Origin of the sequence: Frankia sp. ACN1ag (assembly GCF_001414035.1) — a bacterium.
GTDB lineage: Bacteria > Actinomycetota > Actinomycetes > Frankiales > Frankiaceae > Frankia > Frankia torreyi.
The window spans coordinates 81,301-100,885 of record NZ_LJPA01000024.1; the positions used below are offsets into that span (position 1 = coordinate 81,301).

14 protein-coding genes and 3 pseudogenes are annotated in these 19,585 nt (G+C 72.2%); 7 read left to right on the top strand and 10 right to left on the bottom strand.

Annotated elements, in window-relative coordinates; translation table 11 throughout:
- Window positions 1-2,883 precede the first annotated feature (2,883 nt).
- The 4 genes from UK82_RS20790 (at window position 2,884) to UK82_RS20805 (ending at window position 8,814) form a co-directional block, all read left to right on the top strand.
- Window positions 2,884-5,169, top strand: coding sequence for a hypothetical protein (locus UK82_RS20790; protein ID WP_055408833.1), 2,286 nt, complete (start codon window positions 2,884-2,886; stop codon window positions 5,167-5,169).
- A 177-nt stretch (window positions 5,170-5,346) separates the two neighbouring features.
- On the top strand, window positions 5,347-7,005 hold the full coding sequence (locus tag UK82_RS20795; RefSeq protein ID WP_044884986.1) for a carotenoid oxygenase family protein: 1,659 nt from the start codon (window positions 5,347-5,349) through the stop codon (window positions 7,003-7,005).
- A gap of 33 nt (window positions 7,006-7,038) precedes the next feature.
- Complete coding sequence (locus UK82_RS20800; protein WP_055408835.1) at window positions 7,039-8,289, top strand: NAD(P)/FAD-dependent oxidoreductase; 1,251 nt, start codon at window positions 7,039-7,041, stop codon at window positions 8,287-8,289.
- A 75-nt stretch (window positions 8,290-8,364) separates the two neighbouring features.
- The gene (locus UK82_RS20805) at window positions 8,365-8,814 is read left to right on the top strand and encodes an SRPBCC family protein (protein WP_055408837.1); all 450 of its coding nucleotides are present in this window, start codon (window positions 8,365-8,367) and stop codon (window positions 8,812-8,814) included.
- 64 nt (window positions 8,815-8,878) lie between these two features.
- On the opposite strand, the pseudogene UK82_RS20810 reads toward UK82_RS20805, so the two are convergent.
- Window positions 8,879-9,118, bottom strand: a pseudogene (locus UK82_RS20810) (LysR family transcriptional regulator); the annotation flags it as partial.
- On the opposite strand from UK82_RS20810, the pseudogene UK82_RS20815 reads away from it, so the two are divergent.
- Window positions 9,099-9,344: pseudogene (locus UK82_RS20815) on the top strand (SDR family NAD(P)-dependent oxidoreductase); the annotation flags it as partial. The pseudogenes UK82_RS20810 and UK82_RS20815 sit on opposite strands and share 20 nt — an antisense overlap.
- Window positions 9,345-9,382: 38 nt before the next feature.
- On the opposite strand, the gene UK82_RS20820 reads toward UK82_RS20815, so the two are convergent.
- Complete coding sequence (locus UK82_RS20820; RefSeq protein ID WP_370657147.1) at window positions 9,383-9,553, bottom strand: hypothetical protein; 171 nt, start codon at window positions 9,551-9,553, stop codon at window positions 9,383-9,385.
- Between the two features lie 524 nt (window positions 9,554-10,077).
- Here UK82_RS20820 and UK82_RS20825 point away from each other — a divergent pair.
- A complete protein-coding gene (locus UK82_RS20825; RefSeq protein WP_044884990.1) occupies window positions 10,078-10,905 on the top strand; it encodes an SDR family oxidoreductase in 828 nt (275 codons plus the stop codon).
- 472 nt (window positions 10,906-11,377) lie between these two features.
- On the opposite strand, the gene UK82_RS20830 is transcribed toward UK82_RS20825, so the two are convergent.
- The 8 genes and pseudogenes from UK82_RS20830 to UK82_RS20860 all read right to left on the bottom strand — a co-directional run bounded on the left by UK82_RS20830 (window position 11,378) and on the right by UK82_RS20860 (window position 18,477).
- Window positions 11,378-11,608 (bottom strand): lipoyl domain-containing protein, encoded by a 231-nt coding sequence (locus tag UK82_RS20830; protein WP_044884991.1) that lies wholly within the window; start codon window positions 11,606-11,608, stop codon window positions 11,378-11,380.
- A gap of 131 nt (window positions 11,609-11,739) precedes the next feature.
- Window positions 11,740-12,750, bottom strand: coding sequence for an alpha-ketoacid dehydrogenase subunit beta (locus UK82_RS20835; protein ID WP_044884992.1), 1,011 nt, complete (start codon window positions 12,748-12,750; stop codon window positions 11,740-11,742).
- Complete coding sequence (locus tag UK82_RS20840) at window positions 12,747-13,775, bottom strand: thiamine pyrophosphate-dependent dehydrogenase E1 component subunit alpha (protein WP_082121835.1); 1,029 nt, start codon at window positions 13,773-13,775, stop codon at window positions 12,747-12,749. Before UK82_RS20840 ends, UK82_RS20835 begins: the two co-directional genes overlap by 4 nt.
- Complete coding sequence (locus UK82_RS20845) at window positions 13,772-15,628, bottom strand: FAD-binding protein (protein WP_255354331.1); 1,857 nt, start codon at window positions 15,626-15,628, stop codon at window positions 13,772-13,774. The genes UK82_RS20840 and UK82_RS20845 overlap by 4 nt, the downstream gene beginning before the upstream one ends.
- A 54-nt stretch (window positions 15,629-15,682) precedes the next feature.
- Entirely contained in the window at window positions 15,683-16,093 is a 411-nt protein-coding gene (locus UK82_RS20850; protein ID WP_044884993.1) for a 2Fe-2S iron-sulfur cluster-binding protein, read from the bottom strand.
- Window positions 16,090-16,746, bottom strand: a 657-nt coding sequence (locus tag UK82_RS39075) for an SRPBCC family protein (protein WP_304438065.1), incomplete at its 5' end; no start/stop codon positions are given. The genes UK82_RS39075 and UK82_RS20850, both read right to left, overlap by 4 nt.
- Before the next feature lies 1 nt (window position 16,747).
- Window positions 16,748-17,490: pseudogene (locus UK82_RS39080) on the bottom strand (aromatic ring-hydroxylating dioxygenase subunit alpha); the annotation flags it as partial.
- A gap of 363 nt (window positions 17,491-17,853) precedes the next feature.
- Window positions 17,854-18,477 carry a TetR/AcrR family transcriptional regulator gene (locus UK82_RS20860; RefSeq protein ID WP_055408860.1) on the bottom strand — a complete coding sequence of 208 codons (624 nt, stop codon included), beginning with the start codon at window positions 18,475-18,477 and terminating at the stop codon, window positions 17,854-17,856.
- Between the two features lie 259 nt (window positions 18,478-18,736).
- Between UK82_RS20860 and UK82_RS20865 the strand changes: the two genes are divergently transcribed.
- Window positions 18,737-19,324: a DoxX family protein gene (locus UK82_RS20865; RefSeq protein WP_052681055.1), complete on the top strand. Its 588-nt coding sequence runs from the start codon at window positions 18,737-18,739 to the stop codon at window positions 19,322-19,324.
- Window positions 19,325-19,585 lie beyond the last annotated feature (261 nt).

Consider the following 19,585-nt stretch of genomic DNA (forward strand, 5'->3'; position numbering starts at 1 on the left):
GCGGCCCACGCCTGGCTGCCGCTAGGGAACATCTCTTCGCGGCAGGATGCCGGCCGCCCGCGCCAACTCCGGCAGGCGCTCGTCGAGGTTCTCCAGATTGATGCCGAGCACGGCGTCCCGGACCAGGCCGACGACGTCGCGCTCGCTCAGGCCGGCGGCGGCCAGCGCCTGCACGGCCGCCCCGTCCGGGTCGACCACAACCGCGAGGGCCAGTACTGCCGGCGGCACCGGCCCCAGCTCCCAGTGGGCCGCTATCAGGCCGGCGAGCCGCAGGGCACGCAGGCAGGTCCCGGTCAGCCGTGCACCGGCGTAGGCAAGGGCCGGCGCCGAATCCGCGTCGGCGACGTGGAGCCCTGCCAGGTAGTCGGGGTCAGCGGTGTCGATCCAGACACGCCGCCAGTCCGCGCCGTGGTCGACGGCGGGTAGCGCGAGGAGGACATCGCGGGTGTCGACCGGGCGTCCCTCGGTCCTGCTGGCCAGGTCGCGGAACACGTCGGTCACCGTGGATGCCACCGGCGCGCCGCGCAGCGGATCCCAGTCACACGACGCGCCGGGTGCCGTCCCCTCGCCGGCACGCGGGAGGGCGCCCCCGGGCCGCGTCGCCGCCGGTCCCGTCATCACCGGAGCCTCCGGCACCTCCGGCATCCCCGGTCCCGTCGGGGCCGCAGGGGCCTCGGTCAGTGCCAGGCGCGCGACCGCTGACCGGTCGTATCCCCGTTCGGCCAGGAGGAACTCGGCGGCGAGGCTCATCGCGACGGCGTAGGTCCACTCGGTGCGGCGGCGGGCGCCCCATACCCGCCAGGAGCCGTCGGCGGCCTGGACCGCCACCAGCGTCCCCGAGTAGACGACCTGCTCCAGCCGCTCCGGTGGCCCGGCGTGGCGAACGTAGTGAAGCAGCCCAGCCAGCCGAGGCTGCCCGGCGGCGGCGGTGAGGAACAGCCGCCACCGCGGGGTCAGGTCCTTGGCCGAAAGCGGCGGCACAACGAGGCACAGAGGCGCGTTGGCCGCCGCAGCGTCGAGCCGCGGCGCGGCGCGGTCCACCGCCGCGAGATGCTCCGACCCACCCACCAGGGCGACCACGGCCGCGCTCGGCTCCGTCGCCCGCTCGAACGGCGCGAACGGTCCCAGCCGCCCCAGCCACTGCTGTGCGAACGGGCGGAACGGGCGACGGCGCGGCCAGGCGAAGCGATCGACGAGCGGCGCGGCCACCACGCGGGCGGCGAGCCGGAACTCGTCCGGTGGCCAGAGCGCGCGGACGGGCGGCCCGAGCGACGGGCCCGACGCTCCACCAGCCGCAGTGCTCGGCACCGGCACCGCGGTCGGGGCTGGCACCGCGGTCGGGGCTGGCACCGCGGTCGGGGCTGGCACCGCGGTCGGGGCTGGCACCGCGGTCGGGGCTGGCACCGCGGTCGAGGCTGGCACCGGCGGCGCGGCCAGGGCGATGCGGGCGGCCAGGCGCCGTGCCACGACCGCCGCGGCCAGGCATAGGGCTCCGGCGAGGGGTCCGGCGCTGGCGGCCCGCCCGATCGGGGCGAGCCAGAGCACCAGCGCGCACACTCGGCTCGTGCCTGAGGTCGCGTCCAGGTAGGTCGGGTCGAACCAGCCACCCCGGAGCATCGGCGCGTCCTCGAGCCCACCGGTCGACAGCAGGTACTGCGCGACCAGGATGGTGAGTCCGGCGCCGAGGAGCACCGTGGCCGCGCTGGTCAGCGCCCGGTACCGGGCGTCCCGGCCGGGGAGTGTGCGGGTGGTCGCCCGCATCGCCGCGGCGACGCGCGCCGTCCTCGGCGCCAACATGGCCGGCGGCGGCGCCCAGGCGACGATCGCGAGCACCGCCGCCGAGCACAGCGACCAGATCTGCACCCGCGCAGCGAGAACCATGCCCACGACCAGCACCACCGTCGCGGCGCGCGCGGCCACCCGCACGCGGCGCGCCCAGGCCAGGCGACGGGCGAGGCGAGTGACGTCGCACCAGCGCGGGTCGCCCCGCCGCGTCGCGTAGCGGCTTCGCCAGACCGCATTGAACAGCGCATACGGTCGGAAGAACAGCGCCCACCAGCCGAGGGTCAGCAGGCCGGAGAGGAAGCCGGTCGACGAGCGCGGGTCTGGTGGGCCGCCCCGGTCCGGCGGATCGGGCAGGAGCGCGGCCTGCTGCGCGGTCACCGTGTCCAGGACGGCGGTCGCGTCGAGGTGGGAGGTGTCCGCCAGCTCGACCGAGCTGAGCACAACGGTCCGACCTGATTCGAGGACCTCCCCGGTCAGCCTGGGCAGGCCGCGGTCGAGAGGCGGAATCAGGATCAGAACACGGTCGGCGTGCCGCTTCAGCCGAACAGGGTCGCGGTCAAACGGGCGCAGGAAGCGCCAGGCGTAGACCCCGGCGTCCGTCGCCGTCCGGCAGGTGACCACCCGCAATGACACGGTCACGCCGGTCGCGCGCCAGGCCCGCGCCGCCGCCGGGCATCCCGCGTCCGCGCCCGGTACGGAGAGCCGGCCGGTCACGCGCGAGGCGAGCGTCCAGCTCCCCACGCCTTCGACCTGCGGCTGGTCGATCATCGCCGGTGTCGGGGACGACGTCCCCGTCGAGGCGGNGAGCGCGGGCGAGGCCGCCGCGGTGCTGGTCACCAGCATCACGCCGGCGACCGCACCAGCGACCAGAGACCAGCGACCAGGCCGTTTCGCCCTCGGCCGCGCGATACGAAAGAATTTTCCCCCCAGCACCTCGCCAGGATAGCCGGGGACGATCTTCCTCCCGACCGGGAGGGCCACCCCAGGCGACACCTGACGAGGCGCCACGGTTGCTGCTTTCCTAGCTAAGGTAATCCGGGGGGATTGCTTGACTACGGGGGCCGAGCAATGAAAAGCGTCATCGCCAGTACGATCTTCTTGTTTCCGTTCATCGCCATCGCGGTGTTCATCGCGGTCAGGGCCGTGCGCGCACGTCGGCGCAGGGAGACGTACGACCTGCCCCCGGCCTCACCGTCCTGGACCGACGTCGGTTCGGAGGTCGGCCGGATCCGGCGACGTTCGCTGGCGTGGGCGACGGTGGCGGTCACGCGCCGGACGATGGTCGGTGGCGGCGTTGTGGTCTTCGTGGCCGATTACTTCGGCGCGGCAGAAAACCTGACCGGCGACCGGAGCCCCAGCGGAGGCGTCCCGTTCTTCGCGACAGTCTGTGCGCTGATACTCGGCGGACTGGCGCTCACTCCGCTCTGCCGTGCTCTGCGAGACCCGCTCTACTCCGACGAGGTCTATGAGACCGACGAACGCCGGCCCAGCAGCGCCATCGGTCTTGGCCTGCGTTTCATCGCCAAGCTGTTGATCCTCCCAGCGGTCTTCACCGCCGCGGCGTTCCAGGTGGGTGACCTGATCACGCTCGGGAGTGTGGGCCAGAGCCAGGCCGACGGAGCCGGCCCCTCGCTCACCAGCGTGGCGGGCTCTTTTCTGCTGAGCGAGATTTTCCGCTATGGCCTGGCCGCAGCCATGCTCGCCCTGCTCGGAGCCGCCGCGGTTGCCCTCGACCGGCTCGGACTGCGCCTGCTGACCGAGGAGGCACAGACGTTGCTGCAGCGTGATCCGCGCCGACCGATCCTGTACCTGCGCAACTTCGGCGACGACGAATTCAGGATCGAGGCGGCCGGCCCCAGCAGGCGCGGCCTCGTGGGCAAGCTGGCCCTTCGCCGGACGCGACCGTTCGAGGAGACCTTCGCCTGGCGACTCAACCAGTACGGCCCGCTGATCGCCGCCAACGACCCGAACATCCGGCTTCGCACACTCGGTGCCGCCAAAATGCATCTCCCGCACGTCAACTGGAAGGATCAGGTCGAGGCCTACGCCGCGGACAGCCTGGCTGTCGTGATCTCCGCCACCCCGACAGAGATCAACTGCGGACTACTGTGGGAGCTCCGGATGATCGCGGAAAGACTGCCCCACCAGCGCGTCATCCTCCTGCTGCCACCTCGACGGAAACGGGAGAGCGAGCAGGGTTGGACCGCCTTCTGCAACGCGGTCTCCGGCTGGGCCTTCTTCGACGGAGCACGCGCGGCGAACCCGACCGGCGCCGCCCATCTGCTGGTGCACGTTCCTGGCGAGGGCTGGCGTGCCTGGGGCGCGGCCACCCGCACCGAATGGACCTATGTCCTTGCCGTGCGCGGCTGCCTGGACTACGCGACAAAGGCGTGGCAGCGGACGGCCCCCTGGCTCGCCGACGCCCGACCGGCGGCCGCGCGGCACCGGCCGATGGCGGCGACCGTCCGCGTCGGGCTGCGGTTCATGTACGCCGGAATCGTGTTGACTCTTCTCAACACCCTGGTCACCGTGCCCATGCTGAGCCGGAACTACGGCAACGCCGCGCTGCGCGAGGCAAGCCAGGACCCGATCGGTAACAGTGACCTCGTCGTCAGCCAGGCCGCCATGACAATCAGTTGGTTCGAGCTGGGCGGTCTCGCGGCGACGGCCGCGTGGACCTGGGTCGCGTTCCGTTGCCGGAAGGGAAACAACTGGGGCAGGGTCCTGGCCACCTGCGGCTGCCTGCTCGGCACCCTCTTCCTGCTGGCCAAGCTGCTCGGAGACACCCGCGCACACTCATGGGTCAGCTCCATAGACGCGGCGACGGCGCTGGCGGGTGTCACCGGGGTCGGGCTGATGTGGGCCGGGGATTCCGAACAGCACTTCGACTCGCCCACGCGGGCGACCGCGATGCCCGCGTCCGTGCGGACCGCGCTGCGGCTCATGTACCTCGGCATGGCTCTGACCCTGGCGGACGTCGTCGACATCGGGATCACCCGCTACTTCGGCTATCGCCACCTCGCCGGCCACAGCGACGCACTCACCGCCCAGGATGCGTACGCGCGCCTCGTCGGCGGTCTCGTGCTCCTGGTGGCCGGCGGCCTGATCTGCGAGGGTCTCTGGCTTTCGGCTGTGCTCGGATGCCGCCGAGGCGGTCACTGGGGGCGGATACTGGCCACCATCTACTTCGTTGTGGCGACCTTCGGCATCCTCATCAGACTGCTCGTCGAGACGACCCTCAGCGGCCGCCTGCTGGACCTGACCGTCCTCCTCGTCGCCGCGACCGCCCTCTGCCTGCTGTGGAGCAGACCATCGGGGCGCTACTTCCGCCCCCAACCCGGCCCCGCACTCGCCTACCCCGGCCCACCAACCTGGTACCCCTGACCGAGGCGGCGGTTCGGCTCCCTATGGCACGGTTGGAAACCCTGATCCGCACCGGACGGACCCGGCGGCGGGTCGTAGCGTCGGGGCACGCCGACCGTCGGCCGCGCGTGCCGCACCCGGCGCGGGGCGGCTCGCGGACGGCGCGCTGCCGCACGCCACCCGGCGAAGGGGTACACCGTGGGCCACGCTCTTCACCATGCCCTCGAGACGAGCGCCGACTACGACCTCGGCCTGACCGTGACGGCGGGCCGATGGCCGGCCGGCCTCGCCGGGCACCTGTATCTCATCGGCCCCGCCCAGCCGACCGAGGTCGGCTTCATGTTCGCCGGACCGGGGATTCTCACCCACGTCGATCTTGGCGCCCGGCACTGGCGGACGAGCCGGGTGCGCACCCCCGACCTGGCATTGTTCGCCGCTCTGCGCCAGGCCCTGCCGGCCGCGGACTTCGCCGCGCTCACCCTCGGTGCGCGGCCGTCGCTGACGAACGTCGCCCCGCACCTGTTCGGTGACCGGCTGATCCTCACCGGCATCAGCCAGCGCCCGGTCGAGGTCGACCCGATCACTCTCGACTTCCACAGCTTCCTCGGGGGCGTCGACGAGTATCCGGAGGTGGCGGCGCACCCGCTGTTCGCCGGGGTGCGGACGGCGGCCCATCCGGTCGAGGATCTCGACGAGGGCTGCATGTGGTGGTGCAATACGCGGCTGCGCCCGCAGGGCACGTCGACGACGGACGTCGAGGGCACGCTGTGGGTGGCGCGCTGGGACGGCGCCGGGGCGGTGGAGACGTGGTGCGTGCCCGGCGCGCATCTCGTGCAGGGCGTCCACGAGGTGACGGTGACGCAGGACTACGTCATCGTCACCGAGATCGGCTTCCAGCAGGAGCCGGGCAGCGTCGCCGGCCGCAACCGCACGAAGCCGCACCTGCCGTTCACCGACATCTACCTCGTCGCCAAACGGGACCTGACGGCGGCCCGGCGTGGCCGCACGGTCCCGGTGACCCACGCCCGCGTCCCCTACGAGTCGTTCCACCACTTCGCCGACTACCGTCAGGACGGCGACGACGTGACGCTGTACATCGCGCACTCCAACGGCTGGGACCTCAACTACAGCCTGGCCGCCACCGACCGGGTCTGGCGGTCGGGCGCCGCCCTCGCCCCGGGGCTGCACGGGTTCATCTCGGCGCCCGTCGACGCCTCGCCCGTCGGGCGCTACGTCATCGACGGTCGGACGGGCGAGGTCCGCGACAGCCGGCTGTTCCTGGCCCCGCACCAGCACTGGGCGACCCTGCTGTACGGCCGCGACCTGCGCCGCGGCGCGCTCGAACGAGGCCGGTACCTCTGGCAGGCGTACTGGGGATGCGACCCGGAGATGCTCGTCGACCGGATCGTCGACCTGTACGCCGCGCACCCCTGGCGCGTCGTCCCCGTGCACCGGCTGCCGTCCCAGGAGATCCCGTCCTCGCTGGTCTGCCTCGACGCGGAGGCGATGACGGAGCAGTCCTCCTGGTCGTTCCCCGCCGGCACGGTGGGCGAGTCGCCGGTGTACGTGCCCGATCCGGCGGGCGGCGCAGGCTGGGCGGTCATCGTCGTGCACCACGCCGACCGCAGTGAACTGCAGGTCTTCGACGCGCTGGCGCTGGGGGCCGGACCGGTGGCGATCGCCGGCGCACCCGGGCTGAAGCTCTCCGTCCAGTTCCACTCCGCCTACAGCCCGACGCTGCGTACGCGCCCGGCCGACTACCGGCGCTCCTTCGCCGATGACCTCGACCCGAGCTGGAGGGACCTGCCCGCGGCCGCCCGCACGGTGATCGCCCGGGTTCTCGAGCAGTACGGCTGAGGCACGACGAGGGAGCGAGGAAGCGAGGAAGCGATGTACGACGTGATCATCGTCGGGGCGCGCTGCGCGGGCTCGCCGCTGGCCATGCTGCTGGCCCGCCGCGGCCACCGGGTGCTGGTCGTGGACCGGGCCACCTTCCCGAGCGACACCGTGTCGACGCACTTCATCCACCAGACGGGCCTCGCCCGGCTGCGGGACTGGGGGCTGCTCGACCGCCTGCGGGCGACGGGGGTGCCGCCGGTGCGGCACATGACCTTCTCCTACGACGGCATCCACGCCGAGGGTTTCGCCGAGGCGATCGACGGCATCACCGAGGTCCTCTGCCCACGCCGCACGGTGCTCGACGCGCTGCTCGTCGACGCGGCCCGCGCGGCCGGGGCCGAGGTGATCGAGGGCTTCACCGTCACCGCCACGATCGTCGCCAACGGCCGGGTGGCGGGGATCCGGGGATACCACTCCGACGGCACCGAGCACGCCTTCGCCGGGCGGTTCGTCGTCGGCGCGGACGGTGTCGAATCGGCGATCGCCCGGCTGGTGGGCGCGGAGGTCTACCGCGACGTGCCCGCGAGCGGGTTCGTCTACTACTCCTACTTCGACGGCCTCGACTGGGGCTTCCACAACCGGACGGCGCACGGGCGGCAGTTCGCGAGCTGCCCCACCCACGACGGGCGCACCATGGTCGCGGTCATGCGCCGTCGGGACGCCTACGGCGAGTTCCGAGCCGACGTCGAGGGCAGCTTCCGGTCCGTGCTGGCCGCCGTCGTGCCCGAGTTCGGCGCGGACCTGCAGGCCGCCACGCGGACGGAACGCTTCCGAGGGCTGCGCTACGCCGACAGCTTCTACCGCCGGTCCCACGGACCCGGCTGGGCCCTGGTCGGCGACGCCGGCTACCACAAGGACCCGCTCACCGCCTGGGGCATCACCGACGCCTTCCGCCACGCCGAGCTGCTCGCCGAGGCCCTGCACCGAGGGCTGGCCGACGAGTCCCCGATCGACGGGGCCGTCGCGGACTACGCGTCACAACGCGACCGGGAAAGCGCGGGCACCTTCGCGTTCACCGTCGCCGTGGCGGCACTCACGCTGCCGCCGTTCCTGCACGCGGCGCTGTCCGCGGCGACGCGCAGCCCGGCCTACCGCGCGAAGTTCTTCGCCATGGTCGGCGGGGGCTACCCCGGCGAGGAGTTCTTCGCCCCCGATCGCCTCGCCGACCTCTACGAGGAGGTCGGCATGCCCCCCGCCCTGCGCCTGCTGCCCCCCGCTCCGGCGCCCGTCACCCCGTCCTGACCAAGCCACCCAGTCCTGACCAGCCACTCGGTCCTGACCAGCCATTCAGTCCTGACCAGCCATTCGGGAGCTGTCATGCCGCAGGTAAGCGATGAGCTCGTCACCGACCGGCCGATCGAGGCCGTGTTCGACTTCACCACGACGGCCGGGTACTGGCCGCGGTGGCACCCGGCCGCCCGACGTGTCGCGGGGGAGGTCGACCGCCCGGCCCAACTCGGCGACCGAATCGGCGAGCAGGTCACTGTCGCCGGTGTCGACAACACCGTGACCTGGACGATCGTCGGCTGCGACCGTCCGCACCGGCTGGAGTTGACCACCAACGTCGACGCCGGCCGGGTGCGGATCGGCTACGACCTCGCCGTTCTGGCCGACGGACGGACCCGCTTTCGCCGGACGGTGGACTTCCCCGAGCTGGGCCCCGCGTTCGCCGAGGCGATGCGGGCGCAGTCCGTCGAGGGGCTCGCCAACCTCGCCCGCCTGCTGACCGAGGGCGCCGCCGACCCTGCCGCCGACCCCGTGGAATGACCCCGCCCGGCCGGCGCCTCCTCCGGTCCGCTCGGAACGCCCGCCGGCCGCCCGGCCGCCCTGGCTAGAGACGCGTCGCGGTCCGGACGAGGCCGGCGACGGCTCTGGAGCGGCTGTGCGGTGGCCACGCGATGACCGTCGTAACCGTCGGCGCGTCCAGCACCGGCACGGCGGCGAGGTCGCCGCGCAGGTGGGCTCGGCACGAGTCCGGCAGGATCGCGCACGCGCGACCGAGCGCGATGAGCTGCAGCAACTGCGTGTGGTCGCGAACCGGCGGACCGGGGCCGTCCGGGTACGCGCCGTCGAAGACGTTCCTCAACGCCGTCACCGTCCAGTACGCCGAGGAACTGCACGACACGAACATCCTGATCAACGCGGCGTGCCCCGGATTCACCGCGACCGGCCTCAACGGCTTCCGCGGCGTCCGCAGCCCGGAGCAGGGCGCGGCGATCGCGATCCGGCTCGCGACCCTGCCCGACGACGGCCCGACCGGCGGTTTCTTCGACGACGCGGGGGTGGTGCCCTGGTGACGTGCCCGGCTGCCCGCGATCAGCCCGCCGGGCCGTGGTCACGGATTACCGGTCCGGGCAAGCTCGGGGCGATGCCGGTTGATCCGCTGCCGCCGGCGGGCGAGGAGGACATCCGCGAGGGCGTCCGCGCGTTCCATGTCGTCGAGGGTGGCCCGGGATCGTCCCTCCACCTCGAGGATGGCGGCGAGGAGCTCCGCGGACAGTCTCATCCGCGCCGCCACCCGCGCCACGCTCGGCGGGAGGCCGCAGGACGCCCGGTCCGACAGCGGGCGGCCATCGCCGGGACCGACCACCTGCGACGGGATCCGACCGTCCGGCGTGACGCGACCCGTAGGACCGGCATGATCCGTAGGGGCGGCGTGACCCCTGGGCGCGAGGTGGCTCTTGGGCGCGATGCGACCCTCGGGGGCGAGGCGGGGCCGGACTCCGAAGAGATCGAACATACATTCGATTCTGGCGAAAGCGGATCGTCCTGTCAAGGTCGGCCGCCCCCGGGGTCGGGTCGTCAGCCGGCTGTGCGTCGTCCAGGACACCAGCTCGGACCGGGCGAGCTGCGCCGCTCGACCCTGCTCAGCTCGTCGTCGCGCCACCGGGCACGCGATCCCTGCGCCCACCAGGAACTGCACCCGGCTCGCCAGCAGCCGCAGCAGGTCGCCCGGCTCCCCGCCAGACGTGACGGCGATCACCGCAGGGCGATAGGTTGACGATGATCCAATTCTGCTCTGGAGGTTCCATGGCTACAGCCTTCGTCACCGGCGCGAGCCGGGGCATCGGCAAGGCGATCGCCCTGTCCCTGGCCGACGCCGGCTACGACCTGGCCGTCTCGGCCCGCACCGTCCAGCCGGGCGAGATCCGCGACAACGCGCTGACGGTGCACCACACCGATTCCCGACCCTTACCCGGCAGCCTGGCCGAGACCGCCGCCGAGGTCGAGGCCCGCGGTCGCGAGGCCCTGATCGTGCCGTGCGATCTGACCGACCGGGCGTCGGTCGAGGCGGCCGCGCGTCGCCTCCTCGACACCTGGGGCGGCGTCGACGTCATCGTCCACAACGGGCGTTACATCGGCCCCGGGATCATGGACGTCTTCCTCGACACCCCGCTCGAGGCCTACGAGAAGATGTTCGAGGCCCACTGCATCGCCCCGGTCATCCTCACCCGCGCGCTGCTGCCGGCGATGCTCGCCCGCGGCGGCGGGGCCGTCGTCACCATCACCTCCGGCGCGGCGTGGCTCGTCCCGCCCGCCCCGGCCGGGCAGGGCGGCTGGGGGCTGGCCTACGCCGTCGGCAAGGCGTCGGGAAACCCGCTGGTCGGGGTCCTGCACACCGAATACGCCGGGCGTGGGCTGCGCGTGTTCAACGTCGAGCCCGGCTTCGTCGCCACCGAGCGCAACGAGATCTCGGTACGCGACTACGGCCGGGAACTCGTCGGGGCCGCTCCCCCCTCGGCGATCGGCGCGACCGTGCGCTGGCTGCTGGACAGCCCCGACGCCGACTCCCTGCTGGGCACGACGATCGAGGCCCAGGACCTCTGCCGGGCCCGCGAGCTGCACCCCGCCTGGTAGACCGCGGCGGGGTTCCCGCCCGGCCGGGCGGGAACCCCGCGATCAGTCGATCAGCGGTGCGTCGATCGGCGCGAATCCATCGGCGATGTGTTCCGCGCGCCGGGCCGCCGCGCGGGACGAGCCGCCCAGAAGCACCGGCGGCCCCGGCTGCCGCACCGGCACGGGTGTCACCCGGACCGTGGTGCCGCGGCGGCACCGTACAGCTCCTGTGTCGAGCGCCCGAACTCGGCCGGCACCCGCATGTCGCACCGCAGGCCCACCCGCATCGGGTTTCGGGACGCAACGGCCGCAGCTGACGTCGTTGTCACGGTCACCTCAGTTGCTGGTCGTCGTGCGCGGGCAGCGGACCAGGCGGAAACCGGCGCGTCTCCGCCTTCGAGCGCGTCGACGCCTGACCTGTCTGACGCCTGACCTGTCTGACGGCGGACGTGTCTGACGACGGACGTGAATCCGGCGCAGGGGTGCCCCGCNGTCATTCGATGCGGCCGACCAGGGTGCCCACCGGGTAGGTCTCCTCCGGCACACCGAGGATCTCCAGCGTGCCCGCGGCGGGCGCCTCGATCTCGGTCTCGGTCTTGTCGGTCGCCAGGACGTAGAGCGGCTGGCCCGCCTCGACGGCGGCGCCGTCGTCGGCGAGCCATTCGCCGATGATGCCCTCGGTCATCGTCACTCCGAGCTGGGGAATGCGCAGTTCCTCCGCCACCGGGCGTGTCTCCTTCGACTGTTCGCGGCCCTCGGCCGGTGCCTGCTTTGGCGCATGGTTGGGCGCACGGTTGGGTGCAGGTATCCGTGCACGGTCCGGGGCACCGATCCGTGCACGGATCGCCGGCTCGGTCAGAGCGTGGATCGGATGGCCGCCGCGATCCGCGACCGGCTCGGGATGTAGGCCTCCTCGAGGGACCGCGCGTAGGGCACCGGCGTGTCGGGCGCGGTGACCCGGACGACGGGTGCCGCGAGCTGGCCGAACAGCTCGGCGTGGATCGTCGCGGAGAGCTCGGCGCCGAAGCCGTTGCGCCGCACCGCCTCGTGGACGATCACGGCCCGGCGGGTCCGGGCGACGGAGCCGAGCAGGGTCGCGGTGTCGAGTGGCTGCAGGGTGCGCAGGTCGATCACCTCGACTCCCACCCCCTCGCCCGCGAGCTGCTCGGCGACCGCCAGGCAGTCGGCCACCTGGCGTCCGTAGGTGATCACCGTGACGTCATCGCCCGCGCGGGCGATGTTCGCCTGGCCCAGCGGAACCCGGTAGTCCCCCTCGGGCACCGGGCCGCGGGCGGCGAAGTACAGCCCGGTCACCTCGACGAACACGCACGGGTCGTCGTCGAAGATGGAAGACAGCAGCAGGCCCTTGGCGTCCGCCGGGTTGCTCGGCACCACCACCTTGAGCCCGGCCGCGTGCACGAGCTGGGCCTCGAGCATGTCCGAGTGCTGCGCGCCGAAGCCGCCGCCCGCGCCGGTGGCGGTGCGCACGGTCAGCGGCACCGGGGTCCGGCCGCCGGACATGTAGCGCAGCTTCGCGGCGTGGTTGACGAGCTGGTCCATGCAGACGTGCACGAAGTTCATCAGCATGATCTCGGCGACCGGCCGCAGGCCCGAGATGGCCGCACCGATGGCCGCGCCCATGATGGCCTGCTCGGAGATGGGGGTCATGCGCACCCGGTGCGCGCCGTGCTTCACGCCCAGGCCCTTGTGGACGCCGAACCCCCCGCCGCCGGGCTCCTGGATGTCCTCCCCGAGCGCGAAGACCGCCGGGTCGGTGCTCAGCGCGACGTCGAGGGCCTCGTTGATGGCCTGCACCATGCCGAGCGTGCGGGCCGTCTCGGGCGTCGCCGTCCCTGCGGTCGTCATGCCGTCACTCCGTCCTGCGCGGTGTCCGCGTACACGTCGGTGGTCAGTTCGCTCACCGCGGGCAGCTCGGCGGTCCGCGCGAACTCCCAGGCGTCCGCCACCTCGTCCGCGGCGGCGCGTTCGACCGCGGCGAGCTCGTCCTCGCCGACGTGGACGGCGAGCTGCGCCCGAAAGCGGACCAGCGGGTCGGCGGCGATGGCGGCCCGCAGTTCCTCCGCGGGCATGTAGACCTGCTGGTCGCCCATGATGTGGCCGCAGAACCGGAAGGTCATCGCCTCCAGCAGCGTCGGGCCGCCGCCGGACCTGGCCCGCTCGACCGCGGCGCCGGCGGCGTTGTACAGCTCGATCGGATTGTTGCCGTCCACCGTGACCCCGGGAACGGAATACGCGGCCGCCCTTTTCGCGATCCGGTCGACCGACGTTCCCTCGCGCAGCGGGGTGTATTCGGCGTACTGGTTGTTCTGGCAGACGAAGATGACGGGCAGGCGCCAGATCGACGCCAGATTCAACGATTCGTGAAAGGCACCGATGTTGGACGCACCGTCGCCGAAGTTGACCACGGTGACCTGGTCGGTGCCGCGAAGCTGGGCCGACAGGCCCAGCCCGTTGGCTATCGGCAGGCCCGACCCGACGACGCCGGTGGTCACCATGAGCCCGTACTCGGGCGCGGTGACGTGCATCGGGCCGCCCTTGCCCGCGCAGGTGCCGGCCGCCTTGCCGAGGTACTCGGCCCACAGCTCGCGCAGCGGCACACCCTTGGCGATCTGGTCGTGCAACCCGCGGTAGGTGGTGACGACGTAGTCGTCGCGACGCAGGTGGGCGGCGACGGACGCGGCGGCGAACTCCTGCCCGCGCGGCGAGTAGTACATGCCCCCGATTGCGCCGCTGGTCATCAGGGAGCGGTACTTCTCGTCGAACCGCGCGATCCGGGTGGCGGTGCGGAACAGGCCGAGCTGGACGTCGATCCCCGGCGACGCGGAGAAGTCGACCGCGTCGGCGGAGTCCGGGGGTGCCGAGATGCTCACGTGAGCTCCCCTTGCCTGGAGTGAACGGCGTGGCCGGGACGGCCGGCTTGACTGGAATGGCCGCCGGCTTGCGCGGAGTGGCCCGACTGCGTGGAATGGACGGCTTGACCGAAATGGCCGGCTCTGCCCGCCGCATGTGCACCGGCGCGCCGGCCCGAGAAGACGGCGTCGGCGAGGGAGAGCCCGGACACGTAGCTGTTGCTGCACAGGCCGACCGCCGCCCGACCGCCGGCGTACAGGCCGGGCACGATCGATGCGTCGCGGCGCAGAACCGCGCCGCTGTCCCCGTCGACCACCAAGCCGCCGAGGGTGATGAACGGGAACGGGTAGAGCGACGACGTGCGGGCCGAGACGTCCACCGCGTAGTAGGGGCCGTCGCCGATCGCACGGTGGAACTCGCCGGTCTTGCCGAACCGGTCCGGCAGGCCGGCCGCCGCCGTGTCGTTGTACTCCCGGACCGTCTTGTCCAGACCGGCCGGGTCGATGCCCACCCGGCGGGCCAGCTCGCCGAGAGTCGCGGCGCGCCGGTGGCCGGCGGGGCCGAACAGGTAGGCCAGTTGGGGGAGGTGGAAGAACGCCGACTGCGTGCGGATCTGGCCCCGGGCCCGACGCCACGTCTCGGCGTCGACGATGAGGTAGCCGCGGGCGTGCTGCTCCTCGACGAGGGGCGCCGAGAAGGTCGCGCCGTAGAGCTGCTCGTTGGCGAAGCGGTCGCCCTGGTCGTTCACGGCGATCCCGCGCATGAAGTCCGAGGGCGGGGAGAGGAACCGCCAGCCGGACATCTTCTCCAGGTGCGAGGTGGCGGCGTCCACCGTGGCGGCGAGGTCGAGGGCGGCCCCGGTGTCGCCGGCCGTGCCGAGCGCCGTCAGCCCAGCCCAGGCGGGGGCGTGGCGCGCGACGAGCTCCCGGTTGAAGCCGTGCCCGCCGGTGGTCAGCACCACCCCGCCGGTCGCCCGGACCCGCCGGGGCACCGAACGCCGGCGGGCGGCGGCGACCCCGACCGCGCCGAGTCGGGCCCCGAGCGCCGGATTCCACACGTGGGCCTTCGCCGCGAGCTCCGTGTACGTCCGGTGCCATCCGCCCGGTTGGCGTCCCGGCGGTGGCGCGTCGTAGTCGACGCCGACCACGCGGCCGTTCTCCACGACGAGGCCGCGGGCCTCGGCGAGCGGGCGAAACGTGACTCCCAGGCGCAGCGCCGAATCCCGCAGCCGGCCGTAGAAGGTCGCCCCCGAGAAGTTCTTCGCGTGGGTACGGTGCCCCCGCGGCGCCGGGGGCGCGACGTCGGCGTAGCCGGAGGCCAGTTCGTTGCCGGAGTAGTAGAGGTAATGCCGGTTCGTCGGGTAGGACGTCTTGTAGGGGCACAGGCTGCCCTCGAACTCGACCCCCTGCCGGCCGAGCCATTCGACCATCTCCCGGCTGCCCTCGACGAACTGGCGCAGCGTTTCGGCGGAGACGGCGTCGCCGACCTCCAGGCGGAGGTACTCGTACATGCCCTCGACCGTATCGGTGACCCCGGCCTGGGTCTGCTGGGCCGTGCCACCGCCGGCGTAGACGACGCCGCCCGAGTGCACCGTCGAACCGCCGCCGTAGAAACGGTCCAGGACGACGACGGAGGCGCCGCGCTCGGCGGCCGCGATCGCCGCGCACGCCCCCGCCCCGCCGAACCCGACCACGACCACGTCAAACGTCTCGGCGGCTTTCTGTGCGGCAGTCTCGGCGGCTTTCTCGGCGGCTGTCTCGCCGGCGGCTGTCTCGGAACCAGCGGTCGCGGACAAGCGGGCCGGTTCGGCTAAGTGGGCCGGTTCAGATAAGTGGGTCGGCTCAGCTAAGTGGGCCGGTTCAGATGAATCCATGGATGCTCGCTCCTCGGTTCCGGAGCACTCCCTCGGTGAGCTCCGGCACGACTGTCAGGGATTCAGGCTTTCCGGTTCGGGGAGGGTGGCCGCGGTCCGCGCCGGTGCCACCACGGAACCGTCGTCCGGGGCGTCCTGGGAATTCGGTCGGACGCCCCGTTTCTCGACCGTCACGTCGCCGGTGACGGTGAGCCGGCAGGCCAGCCTGGTGTCGCGGCTGGACCGCCTGCCGTGTCGGCTGGCGAGCTGGCGCAGTACACCCTGCTCGACGGAATCCGGCGGGACGAGGTTCTGGTGGCCGTCGATGACCCGCAGCGCGCAGGCGGTGCACCGGGCCTGGCCGTAGCAGATCGTCGGCCAGGTCAGGTCCGTGCGCAGCGCGGCGGCGAAGACGGTCTCCCCCACCCCGACCTGCAGGTCGATCCCGGCGGGCTCGACCCGGACCCGCGACGGGCGACGCGTCATCGGGACAGGTATTCGTCGATCACCCGATGGCTGTTCACGATCATCGACTCGTACCGGCCGGAGAGGACCAGGTCGCGCATACCCTGGGTGTGCACGCCCTTCTGCTGGGCCGAGATGTTCTGGAAGTCCTCCTTGAAGATCTGCGGCCAGTCCTCGATCGCGATCGGGCCTTCGAGAACCGGCGGGTCGGGCTCGTCGTCGCCGTCGGCGGGAATCTGGACCGCCCACACCTCGAACAGGCAGGACTCGGGATCGTCCCCGTTCGGCCGCACCCGGTAGATGATGGAGTTCCCGTACGCGGGGAGCACCGTCATGTTCGGGAAGATGTGCGCGTAGCCGGTGGTGTCGGTGGCCGGCGGCGGGAGCGGGATGCCGGCGCCGGCGGCATACTCGTAGAGCGCCCCGAAGAAGGCCATGGGGTACTCGTCCGGGTCGATGTCGCGTTTCGCCAGGCTCTGCTGGAGAAACATCTCCCGATCGGTCGCGTACGCGTCGGTCCCGACGTACAGCGCATTGTTGAACTGGGTGAAGTAGTCGGCCACGGACATGCCGGGGACGGGCACCGAACCGTCACTGGGCCGCAGGTGCGCATGCCCGCCGGCGAAGCACTCGAAGTTGCCGCCGAGCACGTCGATGTCGTAGTCGTCGTCCGCNGCGCCCATGCTCAGCGACGGATGCGCCTGCATGATGTGGTAGGCCTCCATGAAGGCCTCCTGCGCCATCTTCCAGTTCGCCGGAAGAACGAGGTGGCGCCACCAGCGGACCCGCATCCGTTCGAACCCGATCGGGGCCAGGGTCGACGCGATTCCGGCCATCGCCGTGGCCAGCGGAGGGGCCGCGGGATCCATGTTGATGAAGACCAGCCCGAACATGGTCCCGACCTGGCACTCGCGCAGGCGCAGGGAGTCGGGGGCGAGGCAGTCCGGCGCGAAACCGCGTCGCGCGTAGACGTAGGAGCTCGACCCGTCCAGATTCCACCGCCAGCCGTGGTAGGGGCACACGATCTGGCCACCGTGGAACGTGCCGGTGCCGTTTCCCAGCGCGGTCGCCCGGTGCCGGCAGGCGTTGAAGTACGCCTTCACGGTGTCGGCGCTCTCCCGCACGATGAGGATGGACTGGTCGTTGATGCGGTATTCGGTGAAGTCACCGGGGCGTAATATCTCGTCGAGTCGGCAGGCGAACTGCCAGGCGTGCGGCCACAGCTTCTCCTTCTCCCGCCGGGCGAATTCCCGGTCGAAGTACCGCTCGACCGGTACGCGCGAGGGATCGGTGATCGCGTGGGGGAAGGCCGGCGCCGCCCGCCCGGGAGCTTCTGGTTCGGCGTGGATGGTCAACTCATCTCCTCCTTCGAGGGTGCGCCCGCTGCGGTGCGCGTCCGGTCCCCCGGCGCGCCACATCCGGCGGCATCGTTCGGCAACTGCGAGGAAGTAAATGAACAGTTACTTACTTTAAGATGTGACGCAGCTCATGTCAACGGTCGAACGACGATGGATCGGCAGGAATCGGCCACGTCGGCGGCGCGACCCGCCCGACACCCGCGGCGCGGAACTCGCGGCGCGGAACTCGCGGCGCGGAACTCGCGACAGGCTCGCGGGCCCGGCGCAGGTGCTGATGCGGCACCGCGTGGAGGCCGACGCGAAGCCGCGCGGGTACCGACGCGGGGCGCCGGCCGGTGCCGATGCGGGACGCGGGCCGGTGCCGATGCGGGGCGCGGGCGGGTTCGCGCTGGGCGAGCGGGTCCCCGCCGGGTGGGGGCGGGCTCAGGAGCCGACCGGGAACCCCTGGGCGAGCAGCGACTCGGTCAGTCGGATGGCCGCCCGATGCCGGTCGGCCGTGGCGGTCACCGACAGATGAGTCAACCCCCAGCTCACCGAGGTGAGCAGGTCGACCATGGCCTGGACGGAGGTGCCGCCGGGCAGCTCACCGACCTCGACCGCCTCGACGACCAGCCGGCGGTAGAGCGTCTCCTCGGTGTGGCGGCGGTATCCCACCGCGGCCGCGAACTCCGGGGAATGGGTCGACTCGAACAGCAGGCTCGCCTCGAAACGGGTCATCGCGGGGTGATCCGCCATGCATGCGAGGGCCTCCTCCAGCAACGCGACCAGGCGGTCTCGGAAACCCCCCGCGGAGAAGGCCGCCGCCTCGAGCCGCCCCACCACGTCGGCGAAGACGTCGTCGAGCGCCTGGAGGACCAGATCCGCCTTGGACGGGAAGTACCGGTAGATCGCCGCGCTCGTCAGATCCGCCTGCTCGGCGATGGACTTCATCGTCGCCCTCGAGTACCCCACCTCGGCCACATGCGTCATCGCCGCGAGCAGAATGCGCCGCCGGGTGCGCTCGGCGTCGGCGTTCACCGGGCGGCCGAGGCGGGCCGACGACTTCATCCGACGCTCCTCCAGGTCGGCCCGCCGGGCCGAGGTCGCCACCGCCCGGTGTGGTGCGGGCCAACCCCGAGTATCCCCGGCGTGCACCGGCCCGCGTTCGCGCCTCGGGACGTGGGACGTGGGACGTCGCTCACCGCACAGACCGTCCGCGACTTCTACGAGGACCTCGACGCATCCAGCCGGATGTGATCCCTCCCCAGGGGTCGATCGTGGCCGGAGCAGCGGATGCGAAAAGTGATCGCTTGTATACGATGCGTTAATGACATTGGATGCGCACCAAGCAGCCCCTGGCCGGACGGGAGACGAAGCGATCATCGGAGCAGGCGACGCACGCGCAGAGAAGGCACGACGACGTCCGGCGCCGATGGGGTTCGACCTCGGCCTGTTCCTGCTGCGCCTGACCGTCGGCGTCACCATGGCCGGCCACGGCACCCAGAAGCTGTTCGGCTGGTTCGGCGGCGGCGGCCTCGACAGCACTGCGGCGTTCTTCACCAGCGCCGGTTACCCGTCGGGCCGGGCCTTCGCCGTCGTCGCCGGGCTCACCGAGACCCTCGGCGGAATCGGCCTGGCCCTCGGCCTGCTCACCCCGCTCGCCGCCGCCGCGCTTCTCGGCACGCTCATCAACGCCATGGCGACCCGCTGGGGCGGCGGCTTCTTCGTACCGGACGGCATCGAGTACGAGATCCTGATCGCCATGGCCGCCCTGTCCCTCGCCCTGACCGGCCCGGGTCGCCTCTCGGTCGACGCCCGGTTGCCCGTCCTGCGCGACAACCGCCTCGACGTCGCCGTCGGCGCCGTCGCCTTGGGCGGCGTGACCGCAGCCGTCGTACTGCTCATCCGCGGCTGAGCGGGTCGGCGACCGTCGGGGTTTCGCCCGGGGCTGACCGGGGATCGTCGACTGTGACGTCCCGGCGGCGGCACCGCGCGGACAACCGCCGGATGAGGGCCGGATGAGGGGCGCGTACCGGGCATCCGCGACAGCCACGGGTTGGGCGTGGGTCGTGGCGGCCGGCCGGCAAGGCGATGCGGACCGCAGACCGGCCGGCCGTCCCCGCGCGGACGACCACCCTCCCCCGAAGCCGACCGTCCTCGCCATTTTCACATCCCG

Bases quoted from the DNA above. Each gene is read 5' to 3' on its own strand.
- UK82_RS20805 (WP_055408837.1), top strand. From the start codon at position 8,365: ATGCCGCAGGTAAGCGATGAGCTCGTCACCGACCGGCCGATCGAGGCC.
- UK82_RS20835 (WP_044884992.1), bottom strand. From the start codon at position 12,750: ATGACGACCGCAGGGACGGCGACGCCCGAGACGGCCCGCACGCTCGGC.
- UK82_RS20845 (WP_255354331.1), bottom strand. From the start codon at position 15,628: ATGGATTCATCTGAACCGGCCCACTTAGCTGAGCCGACCCACTTATCT.
- UK82_RS20850 (WP_044884993.1), bottom strand. From the start codon at position 16,093: ATGACGCGTCGCCCGTCGCGGGTCCGGGTCGAGCCCGCCGGGATCGAC.
- UK82_RS20820 (WP_370657147.1), bottom strand. From the start codon at position 9,553: ATGAGACTGTCCGCGGAGCTCCTCGCCGCCATCCTCGAGGTGGAGGGA.
- UK82_RS20825 (WP_044884990.1), top strand. From the start codon at position 10,078: ATGGCTACAGCCTTCGTCACCGGCGCGAGCCGGGGCATCGGCAAGGCG.
- UK82_RS20860 (WP_055408860.1), bottom strand. From the start codon at position 18,477: ATGAAGTCGTCGGCCCGCCTCGGCCGCCCGGTGAACGCCGACGCCGAG.
- UK82_RS20800 (WP_055408835.1), top strand. From the start codon at position 7,039: ATGTACGACGTGATCATCGTCGGGGCGCGCTGCGCGGGCTCGCCGCTG.
- UK82_RS20865 (WP_052681055.1), top strand. From the start codon at position 18,737: ATGACATTGGATGCGCACCAAGCAGCCCCTGGCCGGACGGGAGACGAA.